Raw genomic sequence first — 20,879 nt, forward strand, 5'->3', positions numbered from 1 at the left:
TCCGGACCGCCCGTTTGCAACGAAAGCTCGTCTGGCGGGGTCGATGAGCTGCTCCGGCAAATGAAACGGCTCGTTGCGCGGCGGAAGATAATCGCTCTATGACAGAAGAGGCTTTGATGGATGATTCGATTCATCGAATTTAAAGGAGGAGGAAAAAATGAAAAAGTTCGTTCGACTGATGGTATGGGTGGCTCTGCTCGGAGTATTGGCCACCGGGCTCTTCGCCAACTCGGGAGCTTTGGCCGCGAATGAGGCGGTACCGCTGCGGATCATGACTGACTGGTGGGTGGCCACGATTCCCAGTCCCGACTGGCCGGAGTGGAAAGCGGTCGAAAAAAGGCTCGGCATCAAGCTGCAGATGGAGTTCAATATGAACTTCTCCATCGAGCGGCTTTCCACCATGATTGCCTCAGGCAATATTCCCGACGCCACGTTGATCAACTTGCAGACCACTCCGGCGGGCTATGATTGGATCAACCAGGGCGCCTTTCAACCGGTGGAAAAGAGCTTGCGCAAGTACGCGCCGCATCTCTGGAAAGCGCTGGCTCCCGGAGCGATTCAATTGGGTTCGGTCAACGGCGTGCTGTACGGCGTGCCCCGGCCGCGCGCCACCGCCCGCGAGTGCTTCGCCATCCGCAAGGATTGGCTGGACAAACTGAAGCTGCCGGTGCCGAAGACCATGGATGATCTGGAGAAGGTGTTAAAAGCTTTCGTGACCCGCGATCCGGACGGCAACGGCAGGAACGACACCTTTGGCTTTGGCGGGGAGAACTTTAACACCTTCATGGTGCCCTTCTTCGCGGTGGGCAATCCGTACCAATTCGCTTATGACTCCAAAGGCCAGGTTCAATACAACGGCATCAGCCCCGACGCCAAGGAAGGGCTGGCAACCTTGCAGCGCTGGTATAAAGAGGGCCTGATCGACCCCGACATGCCCACCCAGCCCGGGCTGTATTCGGCCAAGGTCGCCGCGGCCAAGACGGGAGTGATTACGCCCTGGCTCGATCAGTTGCGGCCCAGCGAGTTCAATCCGGTGCCGCAAAACTGGCAGCAAATGCGGGCCAACGATCCCAAAGCGCAGTGGGTGATGGTGCCGATCCTGTCCTCGAGCCGGCATAAGACGCCGAAGCATTATCAGAACGCCGGAACTTCCAGCCATTTCTTTGTGAGTTCCCGGCTGAGGGACGGTAAGAAGCTGGAGAAGCTCTTTCAATGGTGGGATTTCTGGGCTTCCAAGGCGGGTTACGAGTTCGGCAGCTGGGGTCTGAAGGGACTGGACTACGAGGTCGACGCCAAAGGGAATAAAAGCCTGACGGAGGAGGGGAAAAAGCGTATCTACGCTTTGCAATGCTTCCGCCAGACCCATCTTTGGGAGGCCCAGATGCAGATCGCGGCCGACAAGCCAGAGAACAATGCGATCATGGCCAAGATGCTCAAAGATCTGTCCAAACAGAGCGTGCCGTATCCTTTCATCGATGTGGCGGCGCGGAGCAAAGCCTATGTCAATCACTGGCCGGAACTCTTCCGGATGCAGCAGGAAGCCTATACCCAGATCATTATCGGCTTAAAACCGGTGGATTCCTTTGACGCCTTCGCCAGACAATGGCGGCAGGCCGGCGGCGATGAGCTGCTGCGGGAGATGAACGGGATTTACAAGAAGTAATCCCTGTGGAAAGTGAGGCGGGCGGAAACGTCCGCCTTTGCAATGACTTCAGACCATGATTATGAAAGGAACATTGCCATGCACTATAATTTTCCGTATCCCAACCTTCCGGGGCTGGAGATCGACGAACGGAACGAGACCAAGATCTATGAAGTCAAAGCCGAATTTCAACCGGAGGATCCGCTGCGCCTGATCGAGCAGAGCCTGGCCCGGCCCATCGGCATGGAACGGTTCAGCCGGATCCTCCATCCCGGCAGCAAGATCCTGATCATCATCGATGACATCTCCCGCCCCACTCCGGTACGGCTGATCCTGCCGCCGCTCCTGGCGGAGTTGGGCCGGGCCGGGGTGCAAGCCGCCAATATCCGGTTCCTCATCGCCCTGGGCACGCACCGTCCGATGACCGCGGCGGAGATCGAGCAGAAGGTTGGCCCGGAGATCGCCCGGAACTATTTGGTCCTGAACCACGAATGGGAGAATCCCGCCGCGTTGCATGATTACGGCCGCCTGGACGACGGGACTCCGGTGATCCTCAACCGGCAGATGGCCCTGGCCGATTTCGTGATTGGCGTGGGCTCGATTGCGCCCCATCCGGCGGCCGGCTTCTCCGGCGGGGGCAAGATTATCGCCCCGGGCGTGGCCACCGAAGCGGCGGTGGGCGAGTTTCACTGGAAGAGCGTACAATTCCCCGAGCGGGAAGTATTGGGGGTCCGCGACAATCCGATGCGGCGGATCATCGACGCCATCGCCGCCAAGGCCGGCTTGTCGGCGATCGTCAACGTCATTGCCGACGGCCGGCAGCGCGTCGTCAAGGTGGTAACCGGCGCTTCGGTGCAGGCGCACCGCCTCGGCTGCGAATACGCGCTGGGCCTCTTCGGCGCCAGGATCGACCCCGCCTGGCGGGCGGATATCTACATCGCCGATTCCCATCCGATGGATCAGGAGATGTGGCAGGCGGTGAAGGGAATGTGCGCGCTGGACGTGGTGGCGCCGGACGGCGCGGTGGTCATCCTGGTGACTCCCTGCCCCGAGGGAGTGAGCCAGATGCATCCCGAAATCCTGAAATACGGCTATGTCAGCCTGGCGGAGGCCGACCGCCTGATCCGGGAAGAAAACCTCTCCAAGGTGGCGGCCCATAATATGGTGCAGGGCGGCCGGCTGGTCCGCCGGACCACCGCCTTCCTGGTATCGCCGGGAGTGGGCCCGGCCGAAGCGGAGCGGCTCGGTTTTCGTTCCTTCGCTACTCCCCAGAGCGCCTTGGACGCGGCCCTGCGGCTCAAAGGCGACCGGGCCAGAATCGCCATTCTGAGGATGGGCGGTGATCTCTGCCCGATCGTTTCGGGTTGATTCGGAAACGGGACTTATAGAGGGAAAGGCTGCTTCAGGACTTTTCCGACCGGACCGGACATGATTGATGTCCGGTCCTGTTATTTTGATGTCAGCTTCGATGAATGATATGTTAAATTTCCGGCCGATCTATCCACCATCTCCCGGCGCTTGCCGAAACAAACAGCAAGCAAAGCGAAGGAAAGAGAAGATGAAAAGAGAAATAGAAGCGCTTGCGGAGGGGGTTATTCGAATGAAACGGGGTATCGGACCGTGGGAGAAGTTCCGGCGGAATTTCACCAAACTCAAAGTATTCCAGCAGATTTGGCTGGTCATCGGGTTCGTGTCAGTTTTCTTGCTGATCCAGGGCGGGCTTTGCATTTATATTGTCCGGACCATGCACCGGATCTCCGATCAAGTCTTTAACGACAGCACCAAGGCTTTGACCCACATCAGCGCCACCGAAGTGGATCTGCAGAAGGTCCGCGGCAATTATTTGGGCCGGCTGTTGAACAAGTCGATGTTCGGCATCTCCATGACCATGCTCGGCAATATGCGGAACCGGATCCAGGAGATCGGCGCGGACCGCCGGGAGCCGGTGGAAATGATCCTGAAAGAACTGAAGGAGATGGAGGAGATCGTGATCGAGCCAATCAGCGTGGCCAATTACGAGCGGCTCGACGTGGTCCTGAATACGCTGGACAACGACCTGAACCGGCTGGCCGGGAAGATCCGGGATGCAGCGGCCTCGACCATCCGCGAGGGCACCAGCTACGCTACAAACGCCCAACTCATTACCCTCGCCATCCTGGTGATCGGCGTGGGACTTTCGCTGCTGTTGGGGTTGGTGGTGGCGGCGGCGATAGCCCGGCCGCTGCAGGCGATGCTTTCGGCCATCAAGGCGCTGTCCCGCGGCGATCTGACGCGGGATGTGGCGGAGACGGGCTGCGCCGAAACCGCCGGAATGGCGCTGGGTCTGAATCATGCCTTCGGGAGCCTGCGCGAGCTGGTGGCGGGGATTACCGACCAGTCCCAGGCGCTCTATGCGGCCAGCACTGAGCTGAAACACGCCGCGGCCGGGACCGGCGCAGCCGCGGGCCAGGTGGCCTCGGCCATGGGCGAATTGGCGCGGGCCTCGGTCGAGGAAGCCGAACAAACCAGCCGGGCGGTCGCGGCCATTGACCAGCTTTCCGCCTTGATTGGCTCGGTCACCGCCGACACGGCCCGGATCGATGAAGCCTCGCTCCAAGTGGCCCAATTGGCCAAGGCGGGACATCGAGCCGCCGACAATATTGTCCAGGAGGTGGACGAGATTTACGGGACCACCCAGGAGGTGGCCGGGATCGTCAATCAACTGAACCAGAACTCCAGCGAGATCGGGCAGATCACCGCGGTCATCCAGGGCATCGCCGAACAGACGTCCTTATTGGCGTTGAATGCGGCCATCGAGGCGGCCCGCGCCGGGGAGCACGGCAAAGGCTTCGAAGTGGTGGCCCAGGAGACCGGCAAGCTGGCCGAGCAGTCCAAACAGGCGGCCAAGCTCATCGCCGGTCAGGCGCAGGAGATGATGCGGCGGATCGAGACCGCGGTGGGAGCGATGCAGCAAGAGCTGACCAAGGTCGAGACCGGCCGGGAACTGGCGGCGGACGCCAAAGCCATCTTCCATCAGATCTTCGAGGCCCTGACCCGGAACCTGACCCAGGTGGCGGCAGTGGCCGAATCGGCCCGGCAAATGACGGAGAGCAATGCGGCGGTGATCGCGGTGATCGACACCATCGCCGGCATCAGCCAGGCCGGCGTGGCCAATACCGAGGAGGTCTCGGCCACCGCCGAACAGCAGAGCGCGGCCGCGCAGGAAGTAACGGCGCTCGCCGAGAACCTGGCGCTGATCGCCGACAACCTGAAACAGTCGGTGACCGTCTTCGCGCTGGCCGGGGCTGAAACGTCCGGAACGGAGCCGGTTCGGACGGCCTGAGACGGCATTCTATCGCTGCGACAAGCGGGGCGGACCCATGGGTCCGCCCCGCCTGCGTTTTGCCCCGCGGGAAGTGAACGGCGGCTAGAACCGGCTAGACCTCGGCGATCTTCTGCCCCATCATGCTCAGATCGTAGCCCCCCATGCCCGTGACCTCGTCCCGGTACCCCTTGGAACGCAGGATCTCCAGGACCGCCTGGAAATGGGGCAACCCCAAATCCTCCTTGCGGAAGATTAGATCGTACCGCTCCTTGTGCAAAGGAATGAAATCCACCCCGGCCACCTGCGAGGCGGCCTTCTCGATCCCCAGGCCGAAATCGGCCTCGCCCCGCGCCACCCGGCTGGCCACGGCGATGTGGCTGGTCTCTTCCTGATCATACCCGGCTATCCGGGCCGGTTCCAGCTGGAGCCGGCGCAACATCTCATCGAGCAGCACCCGGGCGCCGGAACCGCATTCGCGGTTGACAAAGCGCAGCCCGGGCCGGACCAGATCGGGCCAGGCTTGAATGGCTTTGGGATTGCCTTTGGCCACGTAGAAGCCTTCCATCCGGTGGACGAGGTTATAAATGACGGTCTTATGGCCGGGCAACATCCGCCGGACGTAGGGCAGGTTGTATTCGCCGGAGTCACCGTCCCAGAGGTGGGCGGTGACCAGGTTGGCCGCGCCGTGATAGAGCGCGGAGAGCCCGTCCATACTCCCGATATGGCGGCGGAGGAAGCGCAGCTGCGGCAGGAGCTTCTCCAGGTGCTGGGAGAGAGTGTCCAGGATCAGGTCCTGGCCGCAGATGATCAAGCCGGCTTGAGTATCGCCGCCGGGATCCGGGGCCTGGACCATCGATCGGGTAAGGTTGGGCACGCAGGACTTGGTGTTCTGGATGTACTGGTCGATATCCGCCTGCTCCACCCGGACCTTGCGGCCGATGCGGTAGGCGGCCAGATCGCCGCGCTTGATCAGCTCGTAAACGGTGAAACGGGAGATCTTCAGGATCCGGGCCACCTCTTCAGGCGTGTAGGAGATGTTGTCGGGCATGGCTGGCACCTCAATCGTCCGTCCCTTGTCAGAGACTTGTAACTTTTGTGTAAGTATTTCTAACATGCTCTTGCTTTTTAGTATAACATAAAATACAATAAAGTCATAATTGGGTTATGTTGGTTTATGTTGGTCATGGTTTGGGGGAACGATACGATTCGCGATTCAAAGGAGGAAAAACATGATGAAACATCGGGGTCTTGTGCTGATCGGTATGTTGGTTTTGCTGCTGGGCGCGACGGCGGGCTGGGCCGCGCCCAAGGCCGACTTGTATGTTTCGGCCGCCGCGAGCCTGAAGGATGCCTTGCTGGAAATGGAAAAGCCCTATGAGGCCAAGCATGACGTGCGGCTGATCTTCAACTTCAATTCCTCGGGAGCGCTGCAGACCCAGATCGAGCAGGGCGCGCCGGCCGATGTCTTCGTTTCCGCCGCGCTGAAGCAGATGGACAATTTGGAGAAGAAGGATCTGATCAAGAAGGGCACCCGCCGCAACCTGCTGGAGAATGAGATCGTGATGGTCGTCCCCAGGGACGCCAACATTAATCTGAAGGACTTTAAAGACCTGGCGCTGGCCAGCGTGAAAAGGATCGGCATCGGCGCTCCGGCCTCGGTGCCGGCCGGCCAATACGCCCTGGAGGCCTTCAAAAAGCTGGGCCTGTGGGATAAGATTCAGGACAAAGCGGTTTACGGCACCAATGTCCGGGCGGTCCTGAGCTACGTGGAGACGGGCAACGTCGACGCGGGCATCGTTTACCGGACCGACGCGGCCATCAGCGACAAAGTCAAGGTGGCGGCGGCGGCGCCGGCCGGCTCGACCGAACCGGTGATCTATCCCGCGGCGGTGCTGGCCGGCACCAAGCAGCCCAAGGAAGCCGCCGAATATCTGGCTTTTCTGAGCGGGCCCGAGGCCAAGCTAATCTTCGAGAAATATGGTTTTGTCGTCAAATAACAAGGCGGTCGGCAGTGACGGATGACCGAGGGAACAGGTGATGATATGATGGATTGGCAACCCGTGCTCCTATCGTTGAAGATTGCAGCCATGTCGCTGGCAGGGGTGGCCGTCGCCGGGATCGGCGCGGCCTATCTGCTGACGCGGCGCGATTTTCCGGGCAAAAATCTCTGCGAAACCTTGCTGACCTTGCCTCTGGTGCTGCCGCCGATCGTCACCGGGTTCCTGCTCTTGGTCCTAGTGGGCAGGCAGGGCCCCATCGGCAAGCTCCTGAATCAGCTGGGCGGATTCCAGATCGTCTTCACGCCGTTCGCCGCGGTGCTGGCCGCGGCGGCGGTGGCCTTTCCCCTGATGTACCAGAGCGCCAAGGCCGCGCTGCAGGGAGTGAACCACCACCTGGAAGACGCCGCCCGGACGCTGGGGGCCGGGGAATGGAAGGTCTTTCGCACCGTGACCCTTCCCTTGGCCCGGCAGGGGATCTATTCCGGCATGGTGCTGGCGTTCTCGCGGGCTTTGGGCGAGTTCGGGGCCACGGCGATGGTGGCCGGGAATATTCCGGGCCGGACCCAGACCATTCCGGTGGCCATCTATTTCGCGTCGGAAAGCAACGACCTGACCACCGCCGGTCTTTATGTGCTGATCATCAGCGTCCTGACCTTCGGGATGGTCTATGGGGTGAATCATTGGTTGAACAAGAGCTTTGGCAAGTGGGCGAGGAGGCGTTGGCGTGTTAGAAGTGGCCATTGGGAAGGAATTGCCGGAGTATCAGCTTCAAGTGGAGTTCAAAGCGGCAAATAATATCGTGGTGCTGTTCGGGCCGTCGGGTTGCGGCAAGACCACCATCCTGCGGAGCATTGCCGGGCTGTTGAGGCCGGATGCCGGACGAATCGCCCTGGGCGACCGGGTGCTTTTCGATGCGGATGCCCGGGTGGCGCTGCCGCCCAGGGATCGCGGCGTAGGCCTGGTCTTTCAGGACTATGCGCTTTTTCCCCATATGACGGTGCGCCGCAATATCACTTACAGCGTCAAGACCTTCACCGCCGCGGTCCGCGAAACCTTCGCCAACCTGCTGAAGCAGCTGCGCATCGAGTCCCTGGCGGAACGATACCCCGAGGAACTCTCCGGCGGCGAGAAACAGCGGGTGGCCCTGGCCCGGGCCCTGATGGCCGAGCCCCGGCTCCTGCTCCTGGACGAACCCCTCTCGGCGCTGGACAGCGACACCCGGAGCGAGCTCCAGGACGAGCTGCTGCGGTTGCAGGAATTGTGGCGGATCCCGTTCGTCCTGGTCACCCACGACGCGGCCGAGGCCGAAAAGCTGGGCGACGTCATCCTCTATATGGAACGGGGCCGGATCCGGGAGCGTTCCGGCGTGAGCTGAGGGACGGGAACGGGATTACGGCGGCGGATAAAGTTGTTGCGGCGGCGACCGCCACAGCCTCTTTGGGGAAGCGAGAGACTGCGGCACTGGCCGCCGCAGTTTTTTTGAGACCTGGCGCGGCTGTTTTCGGGAGAGAAACCGGCCGGGTCAGACTCCGAGCATCCGGCAGGCGGCCACCAGGACCATCAGGGCCAGCATCAGGCCCAGGCTGAGCCGGTCCGCGGCGGCGCTCCGGAAGACCGGGCGGCTGCGCTGTTCGGTATAGCAGCGCGCCTCCATCGCCAGGATCAATTCGTCGGCCCGCAGGAAGGTCTCGCGCAGCACCGGCCAGGCCAGACTGGTCAGCCGGCGCAAAGGGTTTTTGACCGATTCGATGCTCCGGGCGATCTGGGCTTCCCGGACCGCCTCGGCCTGTTCGAAGAGCAGCGGGACCAGGGCGAAGGTCAGGCTGAACATCGTCCCGATTCGCGCCGCCGGCAGCCAGGGCAGGGGGTGCAGGAACCATAGCAGCCCGTTGCGGAGCTCCGTCAGCGGCGTGGTGGCGGCCAGCAGCAACGCGGCGGCCAGGACCGCCATGAGCCGCCAGTCGAAGAGCAATCCCGCCGCGAAACCGGCGCGGGAGAACCCCCAAAACCCCGCCTCGCCCTCCGGATGCCCAAAAGAGCGCGCCGCGAGGATGAAGGCGAATAACCAGACGAAGCGGCGCAGCTCCCGGAGCAAGGTAGTCCGGGGCAGGCGGGAACGCCGGAAGGTCCAAGCCAGAAAAAGCGTGACCAGAGCGACGCCGCTCCAGCCGTCGGCTAGCCCCGCGGTCAGGCTGATCAGGATCAGGCCGGCCAGTTTGAAACGGGGGTCCATCCGGTGCAAGGCCGAGTCACCCGGGGTGAAACGAAACAGATTCAGCTCAGCCATGTCATGGTCGCCACCGGGCGCTCCTCTCCGTACGGCCGCTTGATGCCGTACTCCTCCAGGAGCCCCAGCAGAGCGCCGGGCGCTCCCGACGCCACCAACCGGCCGGCGGACAGGACGGCCATCCGGTCGGCGTGGGCCAGGATCTTCTCCAGTTCGTGGGTGACGATGATCAGGGAGTGGCCCTGCTCCCGCAGCCGCAGCAGCTGGCGGAGGATCTGGACCACGCCCGGATAATCCAGCCCGGTGAAGGGCTCATCCAACACGATCAGCTTCGGCCGCATCGCCAGGACCCCGGCGATGGCCAGCTTCCGCTTTTGCCCGCCGGAGAGCAGCTGCGGCCGGGCTTCGGCCAGGGCCGCCAGGTCCACCTGGGCCAGGGCCTCGGCCACCCGCTCCCGGACCTCGGCCGGGGGCAGCCCCAGATTCTCCGGACCGAAGGCCACGTCGGCGGCGACCGTCTCCCCCACGATCTGATTGTCGGAATTCTGAAAGACCAATCCCACCTGGCGCCGGACCTCGGGCAGCCGCCCCGCGATGGGCGCCCCCTCCAGCAACACCTCGCCCGAGGTGGGCAGCAAGAGGCCGTTGAGATGCCGTGCCAACACGGTCTTGCCGGAACCGTTGGTTCCGGCGAGGACCAGCAGCTCGCCCCGGTCCACCGCCAGATGGACGTCCGTGAGGGCGACCGTGCCGCCGGCGAAGATTTTGGTCAGATGTCGGATTTCGAGTAAGCTCATAGGGATCATCCTGTTGCAATGAATTTTGGAACCGCGCGGCGGAGGACGCCCCCGCGGGGCGTACCTGGCGGACCGCTATTGCCCGGAAAGCCTGGCCAAGAGCGAGCGGAGCGGCCGGATCAACAGTATGAGGGCGATGGCCTTGATGACGGTGCCGGGAATGAAGGGTAGCAGCCCGGCGGCCAGCGTCTTGGGCCAGTCCAGTTTCAATGAGAAATGAAGCCAGAGGACGCCCAGGACGAAGAGGACCGTGAATCCGGCCACCACTGCCGTCAGGTCTTTCCAGAGGCAAGGCCGGCCGCGCCGGGCGATGAAACCGGCCAATACCGCTTCGGCCAGATAGCCGAGGAGGAAGCCGCCGGTCGGCCCGAAAAACACCGGCAGTCCGGCCGCGCCGCCCGCCAGGACCGGCAGGCCGATGAGGCCCAGCAGCAGGAAGAAACCGACGCTCACCCCGCCCCAGGCGGCCCCGAGCGCCAGACCGGACAGCAACACGAAGAAATCGGCCAGCACCACCGGGACCGGACTGAAAGGCAACGGGAAGCTTAAGTAACCGCCGACGATGATCAGCGCGGTAAAAAGAGAGGCGAAAACGGTCGGGCGTAACGATGAATTGGAATCCATGGCGAAGCTCCTTTGCTGATTTTCACAAGCTTTCATTCGGATTTATTGTAAGGGATCGTTCGACGAATGTCAACTTCGAATAAATACCGAAGTTGACATTCGCAATCCGTTGCAAGAGCGCGGGATTTTCGGGTGAAATACCGGATTTACCGGGTAGTTTTCTTTTGGGAATCGCGTATCATGGTAAATATATAAAAAGGATGAAACGGGGAGTTTCCCATGGCCATCCCGGGGCCGACTCCCCCCAATCGCCTGGAGGTTCAGAAAACTTTGAAATGCACAGAATGGGAAGATGAAGCGCGACCCGGCGCCGCCGCATCCGAGAATATTTTTGCAACGTTCTCCGTCGGCGACGAGGCCTATGGGATTCCCATCCGCAAGGTGGCCGAGATTTTGCAACATCAGACCATCACCCGGCTTCCCGAATTGCCGGCCTACCTGATGGGCGTCATGAACCACCGGGGGAGGAGCGTTCCCGTGCTGGACATGCGCTTGCTCTTGCAACGGCGCTGGACGGAGGATCAGGCGCCTGCCTGTATCCTGGTGGTGGAGATCAACGGCTTGACTGTGGGAGTGGTGGTGGACCGGTTTCTTGCCATGATGGAGCTTTCCGAGCGGCAGCTCTCCGCCTTTCCTGAGGAGGATGACGAGCCGGGGTTCCGGTCGGTTCCCGCTTCCGGAAGGGAGGGCGAAGAGGTCAAACTGTTAGGGTGGGAAAAACTGCTGGAGAAGGAATGGCCCGTTTTGGCGGCGGTTTATGAGTTGACGCGCGCGTAGAACGGGAAGAATCGCAAATCGTCCCGGGGCGGGCGTATCCTGGCAATTGGCATGGCCCGGCCTTGGCAGAGTGTCAAAAATCGATCGGGGAATTTGCAAAGGGAGTTGCAGATCATGAAATGGTTCAATAATGCGCCGATTGGCCTGAAAATCTTTCTCAGCGTCGCGGCGATCATGGTGATCGCCTTCGGAACCATCGGTTCCTTGAGTTATGCGCGGGTTTCCGCTTTGTTGCAGCACGATATTCAAACATCCTACCGCAATACCGCCAATAACAGCGCCAACCTGGTGGCGTCGCAGATCGACAAGCTCAAGGCGACCATCGAGGCGATCGCGGAGCGCCCCGATATCCGGTCGATGAATTTCGCCGTGCAACAACCGGCGCTGCTGAGAGAGGCGCAACGCATCGGCTGCCTGCGGTTCTCCATCGTTGACTTGCAAGGCAACCTGCTCACCACCGATCGGAAGAAGGGAGCGAACATCGCCGACAAGCCCTATTTCCTACGGGCCAAGCAGGGCGAGACCGCGGTCGGCGGCCCGTCCCTCGCCAAGGTGGATGGAAAATTGATTCTGGTGGTGACGACCCCGATCCGCGACGCCGGCAACCGGGTAGCCGCCGTCCTAAACGCGGTGTTCGACGGGAAGATCCTCACCGACATCCTGCGGCAGATCCGGGTCGCCGACGGCAAGGGATCCGTCTATATGGTGGACCGGGAAGGAACCCTCATCGCCAATCCGCAGCATTATGAGCTGGTGCTCAAACAGGATAACAGCCTGAAAAACGCGGCCAGGGATCCCCGGTTGGGGGCCATGGCCGGATATACGCGGAAGATGATCGCCGGCGGGACGGGCTTCGGATCGTACTTTTTCAACGGCATCACCAAATTTATCGCCTACAATCCGGTTCCCGGCATGGACTGGTTTCTGGCGGTCACCGTCCCGCGCGATCACATATTCAAACCGATCGACGATTTGACATGGCAGCTTCCGGCCATGTTCCTGATCGCGCTGGGCTTCATTCTGGCCGTTATTTACGTCGTGACCCGCTCCTATGTGAGCAGGCCCATCGCCGGCTTGATGGCTGCCGCTGAAAAGCTGGCCCTCGGCAATGTGAATGTCGATCTCCAAGCCGGTTCGGGCGATGAGATCGGTCGCCTGATTCAAGCTTTCAACAAAATGATCGCGAACATCCGCGAAGGGGCCCAAGCCGCCCGGGGGATCGCCGCCGGCGATCTGGCGGTGACGATCCGCCCCAAGTCCGACGATGATCTTCAGGCTTTGAGCATGCAACAGATGATCGATTCCTTGCGGGAACTGATCGACGAGACCCAAAGGCTTACCGGAGCCGCCGCCGCCGGGGAGTTGGCGGTCCGCGGCGATAACGCCAAGTTTCAAGGGGCTTTTGGCGAGATCGTGCTCGGGATCAACCGGATGTTGGATGCGATGGTCGGCCCGTTGAACACCGCCGCCGATTACGTCGAACGGATCGGGCAGGGCGAGATCCCGCCGCCGCTCACCGGGGAGTACCAGGGCGAGTATAATCAGTTGAAGATCAGTATTAACGCCTGTATCAAGGGTTTGGGCGCTTTAACCGAAAGCAACGCCGTGCTGCAACAGATGACGCTGAATGATTACACCCGGCAGATTGCAGGGGATTATCACGGAGTCTATGGCGAGATTGCCCAGGCGGTCAACAAGGTCCTGGCCAAGCTGATCGGGATTCAACAGACTGCCGCCCATATGGCGCAGGGCGATTTCGGCGACTTGGAAGCGCTGCAAAAGGTAGGGCGCCTTTCGGAGCATGATGAGCTGACCCCGTCTTTGACTCGAATGATGGGAACTATCCTGGCCATGGTCCACGAATCGGTGCGCCTCTCAGAAGCGGCCGCCGCCGGAGAGTTGAATGTCCGGGGCGACATCGGAAAGTTTGGGGGCGAATACCGCCGGGTGATCGAAGGTTTCAACGCTACCCTGGACGCGGTGGTGGGCCCCCTCACCGAGGCCGGAGCGGTCCTCGCCAAAATCGCGGTCAACGATTATACGCAGGAGATGAAGGGCGAGTATCAAGGGGTTTTACGGGAGTTCGCCGCGCAGATTAACACGACCCGGGCCCGTTTGCTCAGCGTCCAGGATGTCTTTGTCCGGCTGGCCCAGGGCGATATCAGCCGGTTGGAAGAGTTCCGCGCGGTCGGCCGGCGTTCGGAGAATGACCGGATGATGCCGTCGGCCACTGCGATGATGGAAGCGATCGACGCCTTGATCCAGGAGAGCAATATGCTGGCCGGGGCCGCCGCCAGGGGCGAATTAAAGGTCCGGGGCGATGCGGCCAAATTCAGCGGCAAGTATCAGGAGATCGTCATCGGCCTGAATGGCGCGCTCGACGCGATGGCGCTTCCGATCACCGAAGCCTCGGCGGTGCTGGACGAGATGGCCCGAGGGAGTCTGGAGTCGGTCATGGCCGGGGAATACCAAGGGGAATACGCCCGGATCAAGGAGTCCCTGAACGGCGCCCTCGCTGCTTTCAATCAGGTACTCGGGGAGATCAACAGCGCCGCCGGCCAGGTGGCGGCCGCCTCCCGCCATGTCTCGGCGGGGAGTCAAGCTTTGTCACAAGGCGCCACCGAGCAGGCGGCCACTGTCGAGGAGCTGTCGGCCTCGGTCGCCGAGATCGCCGCCCAGACCAAACAGAACTCCCTGCGGGCGGGCCAGGCCAATGAATTGGCCAATCTGACCAAAAACGACGCCATCCAGGGCAATGCCCAGATGGAGGAGATGCTTGCGGCGATGCAGGGCATCAACGAGGCCGGCACCAATATTTCCAAGATCATCAAGGTGATCGACGAGATCGCCTTCCAGACCAATATCCTGGCCCTGAACGCCGCGGTGGAAGCGGCCCGCGCCGGCCAGCACGGCAAAGGCTTCGCGGTGGTGGCCGAAGAAGTCCGCAACCTGGCCGGACGGAGCGCCAAGGCGGCCAAAGAGACTACCGAACTGATCGAGGGGTCGTTGCGTAAAGCCGCCGATGGCACGCGAATTGCAAGTCGTACCGCGGAATCGCTGGATAAGATCGTGACCGCCGTCACCCGGGCCGCTGATTTGGTACAGGAGATCGCGACCGCCTCCAACGAACAGGCCACCGGCATCGCCCAGATCAATCAGGGTATCAACCAGGTCGCCCAAGTGACCCAGACCAACACCGCCACCTCGGAGGAGAGCGCCTCCGCCAGCGAGGAACTGTCCAGCCAGGCCGAACACTTGAAAGAGATGGTCGGACGGTTCAAGCTGAAGCGCCAAGCGGTGGAGGCGGCGCAGGATCGGGAAGCAACGGACCGCATAACCGTTCCGGACCGCATGGGGAGCATTGGATTCGGAAAGTACTGAACGGCAAAAAAGGAGCCAGGCGGCGGGAGGAAGAACAATTCGGACGAATGCCGTCGGGTATTTTGCAGGGAAAAGCCTTGGCCGTGTTGGCGATAAAAGCGCGAGCGCGCAGCCGGAAGAAGAACGGGAAGTCCAATCAGTAGGTAGTAACAAAGCACCAACGCCTCAGCGTTGGTGCTTTATATTACTTGAACCGGAATTCGAAAAGGACACGCTGTCTCAAACGACGCCTTGTTCGTACATTGCCCGGGCGACCTTCAAGAAGCCGGCGATATTGGAACCGCTCACCAGGTTACCGGGGGAGCCGTATTCCTGAGCCGCCCGGCTGGCGTCCCGATAGATGCCGGTCATGATCGCTTTCAGCTTGGCGTCGACTTCCTCGAAGCTCCAGGAATAGCGCAGGCTGTTCTGGGACATTTCCAGGGCGGAGGTGGCCACGCCGCCGGCATTGGCGGCCTTGGCCGGACCGAAAAGCACCCCGTGCGCCAGGAATTGCTGGACGGCTCCGGGGGTCGACGGCATATTCGCTCCTTCGGCTACCGCCCAACATCCGTTACGAATGAGAGTCTTGGCCGACTCCTCGCTGATTTCATTCTGGGTAGCGCACGGCAAGGCGATATCGCAGGGCAGGGTCCAGATGCCGGAGCAGCCTTCGGTATAGACCGCCGCTGGATGGGCGAGCGCATATTCGCGAATCCGTTTCCGCTCCACTTCCTTCAGGCGCTTCACGGTTTCCAGCTTGATCCCCTCGGGGTCGTGAATATAGCCGTCGGAGTCACTCAGGGCGATGACGGTTCCGCCCAGTTGCTGAACTTTCTGCGTGGCATAGATGGCGACATTGCCCGAGCCCGAGATGACCACTTTGGCGCCTTGGAACGATCGGCCCCGCGCTTGAATCATTTCGGACACGAAATACCCCAAACCATAGCCGGTGGCCTCGGTCCGGACCAGGCTGCCGCCCCAATTCAAGCCCTTGCCGGTCAGGACGCCGGAATAGGACTGGGTGATCCGCTTATATTGGCCGTACAAATAACCGATCTCCCGGCCGCCGACACCGGTGTCGCCCGCCGGCACGTCGACGTCGGCTCCGATGTGGCGGTACAGCTCGGTCATGAAGCTTTGGCAGAAGCGCATGACCTCCCCTTCGGACTTGCCCTTGGGATCGAAGTCGCTGCCGCCCTTGCCGCCGCCGATCGGCAAACCGGTGAGCGCGTTTTTGAAGGTCTGTTCAAACCCTAAAAACTTAATGATCCCCAAATTGACCGAGGGATGAAAGCGCAAGCCGCCTTTGTAGGGGCCGATGGCGCTGTTGAACTGGACCCGGAAGCCCCGGTTCACCCGGACCTGGCCGCTATCGTCCACCCAAGGGACACGAAAGATGATCTGCCGTTCCGGCTCGACGATCCGCTCCAGAATGCCGGCTTTGCGATATTGGGGATACCGTTCCAGCACCGGCTCAAGGGAACCCAATACTTCATGGACCGCTTGATGAAACTCGGGCTCGTGGGGATTTCTCTGAATCACTTGCTACAATAATGGTTGTAATTGCATTCGCGAAACACGCCCTTCATAGAATACTCCAAATGGAAAAAGATAGCTATCTTTTTCATATTGTGAAAATATTTTCAATTTTATTTTATAAACGGTTGATGAATTCGTCAAGTATATAATGGAATCGGGCGATTGTAGTTTTCAAATAATTTTTATAAAGTGAAAATATTAGCCGCATATTAAAAGCGTTGTGATAAACCCTGTCCGAAGGCCAGGGTGAACACAAAAGCTCAGAAAAGCAAGTGATAAAGTCGTTTTTTAGTCCATTGAAAGGATGACTTCCGAATTAGAGGACTTTATCACATGGCTTTTAATGCACTCATTCCAAAACTTCCGTCGGCGCATCATTCACCGGGATTTACGGAGCATGCCGTAGCGACGGCGTGGCGTAGCGCTCAATCGCCAGCCGGGAGCGTGATGGCGACGATCCGATAGCGGAAACGGCCGCCCGGGGCGGCAATTACCACGTCGTCGTGGATCTTTTTCAACCATAGCGCTTCACCAAGCGGCGACAGGATCGAGATGTCCCCGGGCGCGATATTTTTTTCAAAGGGCGCGATCAGGCGGTATTCGGAAACCATCTGGTTATCCAGGTCCTGGATGGTGATTAACGCTCCCAGCACTGCACAGGGAAAAAGCCCCCCGGCCTGGGAATCGTCGACCACCACGTGCGGCAACAATTGGTCAAAAAGCTGCAGATAGCTCTGGAATGACGCTTTAAATTCCTGTTGCTTTTGAGAATCGCCGGGGAGATACTCATAAATTAGTTTGGGCAGATTCTCTTCAAAGTCGATATTGGTTCGCAAAAGTCTTTGAAATTGTTTTTTCGAGACAAAAATTTTTTGATTCATGATATATCTCCTTTCGTCTGAAAATCGGCGGTATGCTGAATCGGTTAAACGCCGCCTGAATATCGGGAATGGAATGGCGAACTCCCTTATAAGACTCGGCGCGGCGGCAGAGCCGTTCTTTGAGCGGATCGTGGGTTTTGAAGGAAAAGGAATAAAAAGCCAATTCATGGAAAAACCCTAAAAAAAGCGGATGGGCATTGCCGTGTAGACAATGCCCATGAATTGGAGTGGCTCGGATGTTCAATTGGGTTCATCATATCATTAAATACAATGGATGTAAATACAGGAATCATCTGGAATTAAATTGAAAAATACCAATTTAATAGCTAAAGCGCCGTTAAATACCGTGAACGCTTGTTCCCCGTAAGTGTCAGGCCGAAGCTCGGTTATCCGTGTAACGGAACGGTTCATCCGGACAGAGTCATTGCGGAAAGTGGCGGAGCAAGGAGCGAGTTGCTCCGCCGGGGCCAGGGCAGCGTTCATTCTGACTTCGCGGCGGCGTCAGGCCGGAACCCCGTTGGTATATTTGCCGCATTTGTCCCCCCAAATGGCGATCACGCGCTGCTCCTGCTTTACCTCGATGATCTCGCAGCGGTTGCTGCAACCGGAACATTCGAAGGTGGCGGGGGTGAATTGCAGGAACAGTTTTTCGAAGCCCCGGAAACGGGAGCTTGCGCCGGTCTTTTGCAGCTGCTTCTTGCCGAGCAGCGCCGCGCCGATGGCCCCCATCACCGCAAAGTGGGGCGGGATCAGGACCGGCGCCTGAAGCGCCCTTTCAAAGGCGGCCTTGATGCCTTGGTTGGCGGCCACTCCGCCTTGGAAGAGGATGAGTTCGGCGATGGCTTTGTCCCGGGCCAGATTGGCCAGGTAGTTGCGGACCAGCGCCTCGCAGAGGCCGTTGATGATGTCCGGTTTGGAGAAACCGAATTGCTGTTTGGCGATCATGTCCGATTCGGCGAATACGGTGCACCGGCCGGCGATCTTCACCGGATGGGTCGCGGTCAGGGCCAGGGCGCCGAACTCCTCGATGGGGATCTTTAACCGTTCGGCCTGATGGTCCAGGAACGAACCCGTACCCGCGGCGCAGACGGTATTCATCGCGAAATCCGCCACCACGCCGTCCCGAACCAGAATGATCTTGGAGTCCTGGCCGCCGATCTCCAGGATGGTGCGGACCGCGGGATAGGCGTGGACCGCGGCGGCGGCGTGGGCGGTAATCTCGTTTTTCACAATGTCCGCTCCCACCATTGCCGCAGCCAGATGCCGGCCGCTGCCGGTCACACCCACCGCGTCGACGGCGGACTCCGGAAGCGCCGCCCGCAGCCGTTGCAAGCCGTCCTGGATCACCTGGAGCGGTTGGCCGTCGTTGCGCAAATAACATTCGAAAACGACCTGATCTTGTGAGTCCAGCCCGACGATGTTGGTACTGACCGAGCCGACGTCAACTCCCAAAAATACGCTGTCCATCATGACCTTCCTTTGCCAATTCTTTGCGGTTGCGCAATAGTTCAATGAAGGCTTCCAGCCGGACCTGGCTGTTGACCCACCCCGCCTGTTCGTCCAGGGATAGCGAGAGGATCGGCAGATCCAGCTCCTCGCTCAGGGTGGGAATGATGGTCTGGGTGACCAGTTCCGGCATGCAGCCGAAAGGCATCACATGAATGATTCCGTCGAAGCCCTGTTCCTTATAGGCGACGATCTGCCCGATGTTCTCCCTTTCATGCCCGCCGATGCTGTATTTCAGGTAGCGATCGGCCTTGCGAAAGATGGAACGGGGCGGGAAAAGGCAATGCTTTAGCCAACTGGAGATATAGCGGTAACGGACCGCTTCCGCCCCCAGCGCCGCCAAGCGGGTTTCCAGCTCATGATTCATGGAGCCTTCCATGACCAAATAGATCTCTCCGACCAATCCCACTTTGAGAATGTCGGACCGGGGCTCCCGATCGATGGCGGCGATGAGCGCGTCGGCCTGCTTCATGCGCAGCCATAACTCCCGCAGGTTGTCGCTGCCGCCGATGAGCCTTTGGATCTCCCGCCAGCTTTGATTGCAGGCGCCGGGGATCATTTCGTAGGGCCGGACCCTGTTGAGCCGTTTTTCATATTTATCCAAAGCCCAGACCATGTGGATCGTCAGTTGCAGCGCGCTCAGGAAACGCGGCAGCGAACGCTGATTGGTCAGGGTTTGCAATTGGCGGTAAAAGCCGGGAAAATCCTCGAAAATGCTGTCGAAGACCAGCACCCGCACATCATACCCCAGGTTGCGCAGGATCTTCTCGCTCAAGGCGCCGAAATAGCCGGCCCGGCAGGCTCCGACGCCGCCGCTGGTCACGATGAGCTCGGCTCCCTGGGCGACGGCCTCCAGGTAGCTGCCGAGAATGATTTTGAAGGGGAAACAGATGAATTCCGGACTGTGTTTGACCCCCAGTGCGACGGTGTGCGCGGTGGGGCGGGGCGGCATGATCACTTCGTGGCCCAGCTTCTCAAAGAGCTTGCCATAGGCGAGCACCGGTCCCATGTGGGGAAAGGTCACTTTCAAACGGCGTGTTCCTCCTTTTTGGCGCTCAGCATATCGCAGAACGCCTCCAGACGGGTCTGCAAATGGCTGTCTTCGGCATGTTCGTCCAAGGAGAGGGAGAGGAACGGCTTTTGCCGCTCGGCCGCCTCCAGGCTCAACCATTTCAGAACCACCGAGTCGGGGCCGCAGCCGAAGGTGCTGACGTAAACGATCCCGTCCAACTCCGGGGCGGCCAGAAAATGAAGCCCCGTCCCAAGCAAGGTGCGGCCGAAGTTCCAGTAGACCGGCCGCCGCAAGGCCCGCAGTCCGCGCTCGATCCGGTCGGTCGGGAGCATCTCCCAGGTGAGGACGGACGCTCCCAGACCGGTCAATTTGGCGGGGATGCCCTTGCTGATCCAGGGGTCGTATAAGTTGTAGGCATATCCCAAGAGGCCGATCCGGAGTTGCGCCGCGCCGGGGGCCGGCCGCGACTCCCGGCAGGCTTCGGGCAGGATCAGCCGCTCCCGGCGGCAACGGGCCAACAGTTGCTCCCAAGCGGCATTGGCCCGCTGCTCGGCCCGGCGCATCCAGCCGGGCGGGGCCAGCGGCTGCCCCGGCAGTTGCAGCATTCGGATGTGGGAACCGTTGCAACTGACCTCGGGGATGAGTAACCGGCCATCGGTCTCACGGATCGCGTATTTGACGATCTCCGGCAAACCGATGAATTTCGGGCAGAAAAAATTGTCTTTGACCCGGCTGTTCATTCTGGGCACCAGGATCAGGTCCACTCCTTGCTCGAGCAGGCTCAGGATGTGGCCCATGAAGATTTTGACGGGAATGCAAAATTCGGGCGGGATCAGCTTACCGCCCCGATCGGCCATGGCGGACTCGCTCGGGGGCGAAAGGACCACCTCCGCGCCGCATTCCATGAGAAAATGCCGCCAGTACGGCAGGTGATAGGCTGCGAATAACGTGTTGGGAATGCCGATACGCACGGGAGTTCATCTCTTTTCTGGCAGAGTGGAATCTTAGGGCCGCCGTTCCGCCGGCGGTCTGAATCGGTGTTTTGTTGGTTATTGTGTAGAAAAAGCCCCAGAAAAATACATCCTTGCGGGAAATCTCCGGCGGGCCGTCATTCTCCTTCCAGCTATGGACAACGCCCGCCGGATCGGCCGGGGTTTATCACAACGCTTTTAAAAAAAGCTAATTAATTTTTCATCCGATTCCGAAA

At 60.3% G+C, this 20,879-nt stretch carries 17 protein-coding genes; 8 read left to right on the plus strand and 9 right to left on the minus strand.

The annotated features are described in order from the left end of the window. Positions 1-157: 157 nt before the first annotated feature. From EDC14_RS05920 to EDC14_RS05930, 3 genes are all read left to right on the plus strand, one after another. Positions 158-1,663, plus strand: a complete 1,506-nt coding sequence (locus tag EDC14_RS05920) for an extracellular solute-binding protein (RefSeq protein ID WP_132013342.1) — start codon at positions 158-160, stop codon at positions 1,661-1,663. Between the two features lie 78 nt (positions 1,664-1,741). Beyond that, positions 1,742-3,010: a nickel-dependent lactate racemase family protein gene (locus EDC14_RS05925; protein WP_165907821.1), complete on the plus strand. Its 1,269-nt coding sequence runs from the start codon at positions 1,742-1,744 to the stop codon at positions 3,008-3,010. 232 nt (positions 3,011-3,242) lie between these two features. Then, a complete protein-coding gene (locus EDC14_RS05930; protein ID WP_165907822.1) occupies positions 3,243-4,964 on the plus strand; it encodes a methyl-accepting chemotaxis protein in 1,722 nt (573 codons plus the stop codon). Between the two features lie 94 nt (positions 4,965-5,058). On the opposite strand, the gene EDC14_RS05935 is transcribed toward EDC14_RS05930, so the two are convergent. After that, positions 5,059-5,994, minus strand: coding sequence for a helix-turn-helix transcriptional regulator (locus EDC14_RS05935; protein ID WP_132013345.1), 936 nt, complete (start codon positions 5,992-5,994; stop codon positions 5,059-5,061). A gap of 181 nt (positions 5,995-6,175) precedes the next feature. Between EDC14_RS05935 and modA the strand changes: the two genes are divergently transcribed. The 3 genes from modA to EDC14_RS05950 are packed head-to-tail and all read left to right on the plus strand — an operon-like array spanning position 6,176 to position 8,321. Continuing rightward, complete coding sequence (modA, locus tag EDC14_RS05940; RefSeq protein WP_132013346.1) at positions 6,176-6,943, plus strand: molybdate ABC transporter substrate-binding protein; 768 nt, start codon at positions 6,176-6,178, stop codon at positions 6,941-6,943. A 45-nt stretch (positions 6,944-6,988) separates the two neighbouring features. After that, positions 6,989-7,741: a molybdate ABC transporter permease subunit gene (modB, locus tag EDC14_RS05945; RefSeq protein WP_132013347.1), complete on the plus strand. Its 753-nt coding sequence runs from the start codon at positions 6,989-6,991 to the stop codon at positions 7,739-7,741. Further along, a complete protein-coding gene (locus EDC14_RS05950; protein WP_132013348.1) occupies positions 7,671-8,321 on the plus strand; it encodes an ATP-binding cassette domain-containing protein in 651 nt (216 codons plus the stop codon). The genes modB and EDC14_RS05950 overlap by 71 nt, the downstream gene beginning before the upstream one ends. Before the next feature lie 147 nt (positions 8,322-8,468). On the opposite strand, the gene EDC14_RS05955 is transcribed toward EDC14_RS05950, so the two are convergent. The 3 genes from EDC14_RS05955 to EDC14_RS05965 all read right to left on the minus strand — a co-directional run bounded on the left by EDC14_RS05955 (position 8,469) and on the right by EDC14_RS05965 (position 10,594). Further along, complete coding sequence (locus EDC14_RS05955; protein ID WP_132013349.1) at positions 8,469-9,233, minus strand: energy-coupling factor transporter transmembrane component T family protein; 765 nt, start codon at positions 9,231-9,233, stop codon at positions 8,469-8,471. After that, positions 9,221-9,970, minus strand: coding sequence for an energy-coupling factor ABC transporter ATP-binding protein (locus EDC14_RS05960; RefSeq protein WP_132013350.1), 750 nt, complete (start codon positions 9,968-9,970; stop codon positions 9,221-9,223). The genes EDC14_RS05955 and EDC14_RS05960 overlap by 13 nt, the downstream gene beginning before the upstream one ends. A 75-nt stretch (positions 9,971-10,045) precedes the next feature. Further along, complete coding sequence (locus EDC14_RS05965) at positions 10,046-10,594, minus strand: biotin transporter BioY (RefSeq protein WP_132013351.1); 549 nt, start codon at positions 10,592-10,594, stop codon at positions 10,046-10,048. 270 nt (positions 10,595-10,864) lie between these two features. Here EDC14_RS05965 and EDC14_RS05970 point away from each other — a divergent pair, with 270 nt between their 5' ends. Next, positions 10,865-11,371: a chemotaxis protein CheW gene (locus EDC14_RS05970; protein ID WP_165907823.1), complete on the plus strand. Its 507-nt coding sequence runs from the start codon at positions 10,865-10,867 to the stop codon at positions 11,369-11,371. A gap of 114 nt (positions 11,372-11,485) precedes the next feature. After that, entirely contained in the window at positions 11,486-14,752 is a 3,267-nt protein-coding gene (locus tag EDC14_RS05975) for a methyl-accepting chemotaxis protein (RefSeq protein WP_165907824.1), read from the plus strand. A 219-nt stretch (positions 14,753-14,971) separates the two neighbouring features. On the opposite strand, the gene gdhA is transcribed toward EDC14_RS05975, so the two are convergent. The 5 genes from gdhA to EDC14_RS06000 form a co-directional block, all read right to left on the minus strand. Further along, positions 14,972-16,276 (minus strand): NADP-specific glutamate dehydrogenase, encoded by a 1,305-nt coding sequence (gdhA, locus tag EDC14_RS05980; RefSeq protein WP_243662825.1) that lies wholly within the window; start codon positions 16,274-16,276, stop codon positions 14,972-14,974. Positions 16,277-16,698: 422 nt separating this feature from the next. Further along, positions 16,699-17,154: a GreA/GreB family elongation factor gene (locus EDC14_RS05985; protein ID WP_165907825.1), complete on the minus strand. Its 456-nt coding sequence runs from the start codon at positions 17,152-17,154 to the stop codon at positions 16,699-16,701. A gap of 501 nt (positions 17,155-17,655) precedes the next feature. Further along, positions 17,656-18,621 carry an acyl-CoA dehydratase activase gene (locus EDC14_RS05990; RefSeq protein WP_132013355.1) on the minus strand — a complete coding sequence of 322 codons (966 nt, stop codon included), beginning with the start codon at positions 18,619-18,621 and terminating at the stop codon, positions 17,656-17,658. Then, on the minus strand, positions 18,596-19,690 hold the full coding sequence (locus tag EDC14_RS05995; RefSeq protein ID WP_132013356.1) for a hypothetical protein: 1,095 nt from the start codon (positions 19,688-19,690) through the stop codon (positions 18,596-18,598). Before EDC14_RS05995 ends, EDC14_RS05990 begins: the two co-directional genes overlap by 26 nt. After that, the gene (locus EDC14_RS06000; protein WP_132013357.1) at positions 19,687-20,643 is read right to left on the minus strand and encodes an acyl-CoA dehydratase activase-related protein; all 957 of its coding nucleotides are present in this window, start codon (positions 20,641-20,643) and stop codon (positions 19,687-19,689) included. The genes EDC14_RS05995 and EDC14_RS06000 overlap by 4 nt, the downstream gene beginning before the upstream one ends. Positions 20,644-20,879 lie beyond the last annotated feature (236 nt).

The organism is Hydrogenispora ethanolica (assembly GCF_004340685.1).
GTDB classification, from domain to species: domain Bacteria; phylum Bacillota; class UBA4882; order UBA8346; family UBA8346; genus Hydrogenispora; species Hydrogenispora ethanolica.

Excerpts from the sequence above, each read along its gene's own strand:
- modB (WP_132013347.1), top strand. The coding sequence starts at position 6,989 with ATGATGGATTGGCAACCCGTGCTCCTATCGTTGAAGATTGCAGCCATG.
- EDC14_RS05985 (WP_165907825.1), bottom strand. The coding sequence starts at position 17,154 with ATGAATCAAAAAATTTTTGTCTCGAAAAAACAATTTCAAAGACTTTTG.
- EDC14_RS05990 (WP_132013355.1), bottom strand. The coding sequence starts at position 18,621 with ATGGACAGCGTATTTTTGGGAGTTGACGTCGGCTCGGTCAGTACCAAC.
- modA (WP_132013346.1), top strand. The coding sequence starts at position 6,176 with ATGATGAAACATCGGGGTCTTGTGCTGATCGGTATGTTGGTTTTGCTG.
- EDC14_RS05920 (WP_132013342.1), top strand. The coding sequence starts at position 158 with ATGAAAAAGTTCGTTCGACTGATGGTATGGGTGGCTCTGCTCGGAGTA.
- EDC14_RS05930 (WP_165907822.1), top strand. The coding sequence starts at position 3,243 with ATGAAACGGGGTATCGGACCGTGGGAGAAGTTCCGGCGGAATTTCACC.
- EDC14_RS05925 (WP_165907821.1), top strand. The coding sequence starts at position 1,742 with ATGCACTATAATTTTCCGTATCCCAACCTTCCGGGGCTGGAGATCGAC.
- EDC14_RS05965 (WP_132013351.1), bottom strand. The coding sequence starts at position 10,594 with ATGGATTCCAATTCATCGTTACGCCCGACCGTTTTCGCCTCTCTTTTT.
- EDC14_RS05935 (WP_132013345.1), bottom strand. The coding sequence starts at position 5,994 with ATGCCCGACAACATCTCCTACACGCCTGAAGAGGTGGCCCGGATCCTG.
- EDC14_RS05975 (WP_165907824.1), top strand. The coding sequence starts at position 11,486 with ATGAAATGGTTCAATAATGCGCCGATTGGCCTGAAAATCTTTCTCAGC.
- EDC14_RS05955 (WP_132013349.1), bottom strand. The coding sequence starts at position 9,233 with ATGGCTGAGCTGAATCTGTTTCGTTTCACCCCGGGTGACTCGGCCTTG.
- EDC14_RS05960 (WP_132013350.1), bottom strand. The coding sequence starts at position 9,970 with ATGAGCTTACTCGAAATCCGACATCTGACCAAAATCTTCGCCGGCGGC.